4 protein-coding genes are annotated in these 8,661 nt (G+C 73.6%); 2 read left to right on the top strand and 2 right to left on the bottom strand.

Annotated elements, in window-relative coordinates; all coding sequences use genetic code 11:
* The first annotated feature begins 40 nt into the window (after nt 1–40).
* Nucleotides 41–5,791: a rhamnogalacturonan lyase family protein gene (locus CBZ_RS22090; RefSeq protein WP_307720748.1), complete on the top strand. Its 5,751-nt coding sequence runs from the start codon at nt 41–43 to the stop codon at nt 5,789–5,791.
* A 118-nt stretch (nt 5,792–5,909) separates the two neighbouring features.
* Complete coding sequence (locus tag CBZ_RS08945) at nt 5,910–6,182, top strand: DUF1905 domain-containing protein (protein ID WP_130781222.1); 273 nt, start codon at nt 5,910–5,912, stop codon at nt 6,180–6,182.
* A 31-nt stretch (nt 6,183–6,213) separates the two neighbouring features.
* Here CBZ_RS08945 and CBZ_RS08940 read toward each other — a convergent pair whose 3' ends face one another.
* Both CBZ_RS08940 and CBZ_RS08935 read right to left on the bottom strand, forming a co-directional pair.
* Nucleotides 6,214–7,137, bottom strand: coding sequence for an NADP-dependent oxidoreductase (locus CBZ_RS08940; RefSeq protein ID WP_130781221.1), 924 nt, complete (start codon nt 7,135–7,137; stop codon nt 6,214–6,216).
* Nucleotides 7,138–7,372: 235 nt separating this feature from the next.
* On the bottom strand, nt 7,373–8,661 hold a 1,289-nt coding region (locus tag CBZ_RS08935), incomplete at its 5' end, for an MFS transporter (protein ID WP_130781220.1).

Genomic DNA, 8,661 nt, shown 5'->3' with positions numbered 1-8,661 from the left:
GCCCGATCCCGCACCCGGCGGGCCGGCCCGCCGCCCGCGCGTGCCCGACACCCGGAGCCGCGCCACGACGGCCGTCGCGCTCGCCACCGCCCTCGCGACGGGCGCGGGCCTCACGCTCGCCACCCTGCCCGCGTCCGCCGCCGACGCCGCGACGTGGAAGTTCGACCTCGGCACCGCGACCAGCCCCGTCGCCGACGGGTACACCCAGGTCACCGAGGCCACCCGCTACAGCGCCGGGACCGGCTTCGGCATCGTCCCCGCCGAGGGCGTCACGCCGATCTCCCGCGACCGCGGCGCGACCGACGCGGCCGACCGCGACTTCGTGCTCGCGACGTCGTGGTCCTTCGTCGTCGACGTCCCGAACGGGACCTACGACGTCACGGTCCGGTCCGGCGACCTGCTCGCGACGTCGAGCACCACCACGACGAACCTCACGCTCGAGGGTGCGACCGCGGGCACGCTCAAGACCAAGCAGGTCGCGGTCGAGGGGACCTGGCGGACCACCGTCGCCGACGGTCAGCTCACGCTCGGCGTGACCGGCGCGGGCTCGGGCGGCTACGTCAACGCGGTCGTCGTGACCGCGGTCGCGGACGAGCCGGACCCCGACCCCGACCCGGACCCCGAGGACCCGGGCGCGGGCGACCCGACGATCGCCGCACCGCAGGCGGTCCGGATGGCGCACGTCGCGCCCGGCGCGGTCACGCTGCGCTGGAACGAGGTCGCGGGCGCGACCGGCTACGTCGTGCAGCGTGCCGACGCGCTCGCCGGCCCGTACGCCGAGGTCGCGCGGACCACGGGCGACGTGTTCGCGACCGACGCAGCCGTCGACACCACGACGACCCACTGGTACCGGGTGCAGACCGTCACGGCCGCGGGCACGTCGACCCCGTCCGCGACGACGGCCAGCAGCCTCGCGGGCGACGGCGTCCCCGCACCCACGCTGCCCGCCGACGGCGTGCTCGCGTTCGACCTCGGCAGCGGCGCGCTCGTCCCGGGCAGCACGCGGCTCGACGCCACGAGCGCGTACGGGCCGCAGACGCGGTACGGGTTCGTCGACCCGTCGAAGGTCACCGCGACCGACCGCGGCACGGACGACGCGCTGCGCTCCGACTTCGTCACGGTCGGCGACACCGAGCTCGTCATCGACGTCCCGGACGGCGACTACACGGTCGACCTGGTCGCGGGCGACGCGACCGAGGCGACCGACGTCTCGATCACCGTCGAGCAGATGGCGAAGGTCGCCGCGACGGCCAAGCCGGCCGGCCAGTACCTGGAGATGTCGTTCGACGTCGCCGTGGTCGACGGCCAGCTCAACCTCGACTTCTCCGGCGCCGCGCCAAAGGTCAACGCGCTGACCATCCGGCAGCAGAGCCCGCGCGCCGCCGGCCCGAAGCCCACGGTGTGGGTGACGGGCGACTCGACGGTCCAGTCGTACACCGCGGACTACGCGCCGCAGGCCGGGTGGGGCCAGATGATCGACCGGTACCTGTCCGACGACGTCGTCGTCGACAACCGCGCGATCGGCGGCCGCTCGTCGAAGAACTTCATCAGCCAGGGACGCCTGGACGAGGTCCTGCGGCTCGTGCGGCCCGGCGACTACCTGTTCGTGCAGTTCGGCCACAACGACAACACGTACGGCGTCGACGACCGGTACGCGGCACCCGCCGACTACCGCGAGTACCTGCGCACCTACGTCGATGGCGCGCGGCAGCGCGGCGCGACGCCGGTGATCGTCACGCCCGTGTCCCGGCGCTCGTTCGACGCCACGACGGGGAAGTTCAACGTCTCCTTCCCGCAGTACGTCGACGCCGCCGCGGCGCTCGCCGCGGAGACGGGCACGCCGCTCGTCGACCTGTCCGCGTCCAGCCGCGCCTACCTCGACGAGATCGGGCCGGAGGTCGCGAAGTCGGTGTTCCTGCACGTCCCCGCAGGTGTTTACCCGGGGCGGCCGGCGGGCACCGTCGACGACACGCACTTCCAGGAGTACGGCGCGATCCAGATGGCGCGCCTCGTCGCGACCGACGTGGCGGGCCTCGACGTGCCGCTCGCGGACGAGGTCGAGGGCTTCGAGCCCCCGGCCGAGGTCCCGGCCGCCCCCGCCGGGGTGGTCGCGGGCAACGTGTCCAACGCGGGGGTGCAGCTCACGTGGACCGCCGTCGAGGGCGCGGACGTCTACCGCGTCTACCGCAAGGACGCCGCGGCGGGCGACGACGCGTACGCGCTGGTCGCGACGTCGACGATCGCGCAGGCGGCGGTCAGCGGGCTCGTCGAGGGGGCGTCGTACGACCTGCGGGTCACCGCGGTGAACGGTCGCGGCGAGTCCGCACCCAGTGCGACGGTCCGCGTCACGACGAAGGCCGCGCTGTACAAGTTCGACGTGCAGCTCGCCGGCTCGCCGGTGATGCCGGGCTACGTCGAGGCCAACCAGAACAGCCGGTACACCCCGGAGACCGGGTGGGGCTGGCTGGACCCGACCGGTATGGGCGGTCGTGACCGCGGCGTGAACTTCCCGACGCCGCCGAACGACCTGCAGCGCGACTTCCTGCTGCCCGGCCCGCAGCACGTGTTCGCCGTCGACGTGCCGGACGGCTCGTACGCGGTCAAGACGTACAACGGCGACTGGATCGGCACGTCGCGCTCGAACGTGCAGATCGAGGGCAAGGACTGGGGTGCGTCGAACGCGGGCGCGGGCGGTGTCTCCGAGAAGGTGTCGCAGCCGGTTCTCGTCACCGACGGGCAGCTCTCGATCGTCATGACGGGCACCTCGTCGCGGCTCAACGGCATCGAGATCACGCCGCTGCTGCTCGCCCCGCAGGACCTCGTGCTCGACGGCGTCACCATCGACGGCTCGTCCGTCGCGGTCGCGCTGTCCTGGACCGGCACCGACGACTCCGCCGGGTACCGCGTCTACCGGCAGTCCGACGGCGCGACCACGCCCGTCGTGCTCGGCGAGACGACCGACCCGGCGTTCGTCGACACCACCGCCGACGTCGGCCTGCGCTACGCGTACCACGTCGTCGCGCTCGACCCCGCGGGGGCCGAGTCCGTGCCGACGGACGTCCTCGACGTGACGACGGTCGACCCGACCGTGCCCGTCGCGGGCGTGCCGACCGGGCTCACGCTCGGGGCGGTGCACAAGAACGACGTGACGTTCCGGTGGACCCCGGTCGACGGCGCGCTGTTCTACCAGGTGTACCGGGCCGAGTCCGTCGACGGGCCGTTCGAGCTCGTCGGGCGGGCGCCGTCCGCGACCTACACCGACACGGGCGTCCTCACGACCATCGCGTACACGTACCGGGTCGCGGCCGTGAACGCGGGCGGCGTGTCCGCGCCGTCGCTGCCCGTGACGTCGCCCGCCGTGACGACGCTCGCCCGGCAGGCCGAGCGGCTCGACCGGTCGCCCGTCGCGGTCGTCACGGACGGCGGCGTGTACGTCGGGTGGCGGATGCTCGGCACCGACGCCGCGTCGGTCGCGTTCCACGTCTACCGGGACGGCCGCCGGCTCACGACGTCGCCGCTCGGCGGCACGACCAACACGCTCGACGCGGGCGGCACGGCGTCGTCCGTGTACCGCGTGAGCAGCGTCGTCGACGGCATCGAGCGCTGGGCCACCGCCGAGTTCCGGCCCTGGTCGCAGCAGCACCTCGACGTGCCTCTCGACAAGCCCGCCGACGCCTACGCGAAGGACGGGCAGCCGTACACGTACAGCGCCAACGACGTGTCCGTGGGCGACCTCGACGGCGACGGGCAGTACGAGCTCGTCGTCAAGTGGGACCCGTCCAACTCGAAGGACAACTCGCAGGCCGGGTACACCGGCAACGTCTACCTCGACGCGTACGAGCTCGACGGCACGCGGCTGTGGCGCGTCGACCTGGGCCGCAACATCCGGGCCGGTGCGCACTACACCCAGTTCCAGGTGTTCGACCTCGACGGCGACGGCCGGGCGGAGGTGACCGCGAAGACCGCCGACGGGACCGTCGACGGCGTCGGCACGGTCATCGGTGACGCGCGCGCCGACTACCGCAACTCCGGTGGGTACGTCCTGACCGGGCCCGAGTTCCTCACCGTGTTCGACGGGCGCTCCGGCGCCGCGGTCGACACCGTCGACTACACGCCGCCGCGCGGCGACGTCTCCGCGTGGGGCGACGCCTACGGCAACCGCGTCGACCGGTTCCTCGCCGGCGTCGCGTACCTCGACGGCGAGCACCCGTCGCTCGTCGTGAGCCGCGGGTACTACACGCGGACCGTCATCGCGACGTACGACTTCGACGGCGCGCAGCTCGTCAGGCGGTGGGTGTTCGACTCGGACACCGAGGGCGACCGGTACAAGGGCCAGGGCAACCACAACCTGTCCGTGGCCGACGTCGACGGTGACCAGAAGGACGAGATCGTCTTCGGGTCGATGACCGTCGACGACGACGGCGACCCGCTGTACGTCACCGGGCTCGGGCACGGCGACGCGCTGCACGTGTCCGACCTCGACCCGTCCCGCCCCGGCCTGGAGGTGTTCGCCGCCCACGAGGAGGCGCCCTCGTCGAAGGGCATCGGGGCGACGTTCCGCGACGCCCGCACCGGAGACGTCCTGTGGTCGATGCCGGCCGCCAAGGACACCGGGCGCGCCGCGTCCGGCGACATCGACCCGGCCCACCCGGGCGCGGAGTCGTGGGCGGTCGTCACCGACGGCACGTGGAACTCGCGTGCCGGTGAGCTGCGCGCCGCCGACGGCGAGCTGCTCGGCACGACCATCCCCGCGGCGAACTTCCTCACCTGGTGGGACGGCGACCTGCTGCGGGAGGTCACGGACCACGACTGGGACGTCGCGACCTCCACCGGGGTCCCGACGATCGCCAAGTGGTCGCCGGCCGACGGGACGGCGCACGAGGTCTACCGGGCCACGGGCACACGCTCGAACAACGGCACCAAGGGCACGCCCAACCTCCAGGCCGACCTGTTCGGCGACTGGCGGGAGGAGCCCGTCACGCGGCTCGACGACTCGTCCGCGCTGCGCATCGCCACGACCGTCGACGTCACGGCGCACCGCCTGCGGACCCTGCAGTCCGACCCGGTGTACCGGCTCGGCGTCGCGTGGCAGAACACGGCGTACAACCAGCCGCCGCACACGTCGTACTTCCTCGGCGACGGCATGACGACGCCGCCCGCGCCGTCGCTCCTCCTCACGGGGGCCGACCCCGGGCCGGCCGAGCGGGTGCCCGGCCCGGCGACCGCGGCGCCCGCGCGCGGGGCGCTCTCGTCGGACAGCTGGGACGGCGACGGCGCGTACACGGTGGCCGTCAACGTCTGGTGGGGGCAGAACGCCCACACCGTGACGCTGCTGGAGAACGGCGTGGAGGTGGCGCGGCGGGACTTCGTCGACGTGACCCCGTCCGCGCAGTCGGCGGCGTTCCAGGTCGACGGCCGCAGGAACGGCACCTACGTCTACACCGCGGTGCTGACCAACCAGCACGGGTCGACGACGACCGCACCGCTCACCGTCGTCGTGAGCAAGGCGAACCCGGCGACCCCGGTGCTCAGCCACGACAACTGGGACGGAGACGGCACGTACACCGTCACGACGAACCTGTGGTGGGGCACCAACGCGACCGAGTACCGGCTCTACGAGGACGGCGTGCTCGTCGACACGCAGGCGCTCACCGCGAACGGCCAGCACGCCCAGAAGGCGACGACGGCCGTCACCGGGCGGGCCGTCGGGACGCACGTCTACCGGGCCGAGCTGTCCAACGCGGCCGGGACGACCAGCAGCACCGAGCTGAAGGTGGTGGTCCGCCGCTGACCTGGTGCGCGGACGGGCCGGCCGCTGACACCGGCCCGCCTGCGCTCGCGCGCGACGCCCCGCCCGGATCCGTCCGGGCGGGGCGTCGGCGTCCGAGGTGCCCCGTACGGTGTCGGTCATGACGACCGAGCAGCTGCAGTTCGACACGACGATCGGCGTGGAGGTCAAGGGCGAGACCTGGAACTGCGTCGAGATCCCCGGCTCGGCCGAGTTCTTCGGGACCGGCAGGACCGTCCGCGTCGACGCGACCATCGACGACGTCGTCCTGGAGGACGTCGGCGCCATGGTCACCGGGACGGGCGGCCACATGGTGTCGCTGAGCGCGAAGATCCGTCAGCGCCTCGGCAAGGACGTCGGCGACCCGGTGGCGGTCACCATCGTGAAGCGCTGAGTCCCCGCCCCGCGCGTCTTCCCGGCCGAGGTCAGACGCGGACGACGACCTTGCCGCGGACGTGGCCGGACGCGCTCGCCTCGTGCGCCGCGGCCGCGTCGGCCAGGTCGAACACCTCGGCGACCTCGACCTTCACCTGGCCGCCGTCGATCAGCGCGCCGAGCGCCTCGAGGTCCGCGGTGTCGGGCCGGACCCACACGTGGTGCCCCCCGAGCTCGTCGCGGGCGCGCGGGTCCGTGATCGACGCGACGGTGCCGCCGGGCGCGAGCAGCGCGGGGGCCGTCGTGATCGCGTCGGGGCTGCCGAAGTCGAGCACGACGTCGACGCCCTCGGGGGCGAGCGCCCGGACGCGGTCGACGAGCCCGTCGCCGTACGTCACGGGCTCCGCGCCGAGTCCGCGCAGGAAGTCGTGGTTCCGCTCGGAGGCGGTGCCGAGGACGCGCGCGCCCAGGGCCTTCGCGATCTGCACCGCGAACCCGCCGACGCCGCCCGCCGCCGCGTGCACCAGGACGGTCTGCCCGGACGTGACGCCCGCGCGACGGATCGACTGGTAGGCGGTGAGGCCCGCGAGCGGGACGGCCGCGGCCTCCTCGAACGTCAGGCTGGACGGCTTGCGAGCGAGCGTCCGGACCGGCGCGGACACGTACTCGGCGAACGTCCCGCCGTGCACCCAGTCCTTGCGGACGTAGCCGAACACCTCGTCGCCGACCTGGTACTCGGGGGTGTCGAGGCCGACCTTCTCGACGACACCCGCGACGTCCCAGCCCGGCACGACCGGGAACTGCACGTCCATGATCGGGTCGAGGTAGCCCGCGCGGACCTTCCAGTCGACCGGGTTGACCGACGCGGCCCGCACCCTGACCAGCACGCTGTCGGCCCCGACCTTGGGGGTCGGCTGCTCGGTGAGCTCGAGGACTTCGGCGCCGCCGTAGCGGGAGTAGGTGATCGCACGCATGCCCCTCCCAGCACCCCCTCCCGCCCCCGATATTCCACGCCGCCCCCCGATGCCACCGACATCACACCCGCCCCGCCCCACCTCGCCCGACCCCGCCCCGCCACCCATCCCCGTCCCACCCACCCGCCCCACCCCTCCCACGCCGAGTTCGTCACTTCGTGCCGAGTTCGTCACCTGCAACTCACGACCTCGGCGCAAACTCACGAACTCGGCGACGGAGGAAGGGAGGCGGGGGTCAGGGGGTGGGGGTGGTGCGGGGGACGATCGTCAGGGGCCAGGGGTGGCGGCGGAGTGCCGGGCGGAGGCCGCCGACCTGCGCGAGCGCCGCCGCGACGAGGGCGGTCGCGAGCAGCGCGAGGACGCCGGTGACGACGAGCCCCGCCCGCACGCCGAGCCACTCGGTGAGCCAGCCCTGCAGCAGCCCGCCCAGCGCGTGACCGCCGAGCAGCAGCGGCGAGTAGAGGGCGAGGACGCGCCCGCGGATCGGCTGGTCGGCGGTGAGCTGGACGAGGGTGTTCGCCGCCATGAGGAACAGCAGCGTCGCGCCGCCGACGACGGCGAGCATGACGAGGAAGACGGCGTGCGTGGGGGACAGCGCGGCGAGGGCCTCGGTGACGGCGAACAGGCCGGACGCGACGACGACGTTGCGCGACCGCAGGCGCAGGTACCGCCCGCCGAGCACGACACCGACGAACGCCCCCGCGGCGCTGACCGCGTTGTAGAGCCCGAACCCGGCGGCGCCGGTGTGCCAGACGTCCTGCGCGAACGCGGTGAGGACGACGGGCCCGTTCATGCCGAGGGCCCCCATGAGGCCGGCGAGGGCGATGACCCAGGCGAGGCGCGGCCGGTCGAGCACGTACCGCACACCCTCCCGGACCTGGCCGCGGGCACGCGGGACGCGCGGTGCGGGGTGCAGCTCGCGGGTCCGCATGGACGCGACGAGCGCGACGACGCACAGCGCGACGACGCCGTTGACCGTGAACGCCCACCCTTCACCCCAGTGCGAGATGACGAACCCGGCGAGCGCGGGTCCGAGGAGTCCGCCGGCCTGCCCGATCGCGTTCATCGTGCTGACCGCCTTCTGCAGGCCCTGGTCGCCGACGATCTCGCTGACGAGCACCTGCCGGGACGGCTGGTCGACGGACGCGACGACGCCGAGCAGCACGGCGACGACGTAGAGGTGCCAGACGGCGACGACTCCGGTCAGCGTGAGCGCGGCGAGGACGACCGCGAGGACGGCGTTGGCGGTCTGCGCGACCTCGATGAGCCGCCGCTTGTCGTACCGGTCGGCGAGCAGCCCGCCGAAGGGTCCGACGACGAGCATCGGCAGGAACTGGAGCGCGACGAGGACCCCGACCGCGGCGGAGCTGCCGGTGAGCTCGAGGACGAGCCAGTCGGTCGACATGCGGACCATCCACATGCCCGTGCCGCCCAGGAGCTGGGCGCCGACGAGCAGGCGGAAGTTGACGAGGCGGAGGATGCTGCGGCCCGACGAGCGCTCGGGGTCGCTCGTCGGGCCGGGGT

It is taken from the genome of Cellulomonas biazotea, assembly GCF_004306155.1.
Classification (GTDB): Bacteria; Actinomycetota; Actinomycetes; order Actinomycetales; family Cellulomonadaceae; genus Cellulomonas; species Cellulomonas biazotea.
This window is presented reverse-complemented; position numbering and strand designations above follow the sequence as displayed.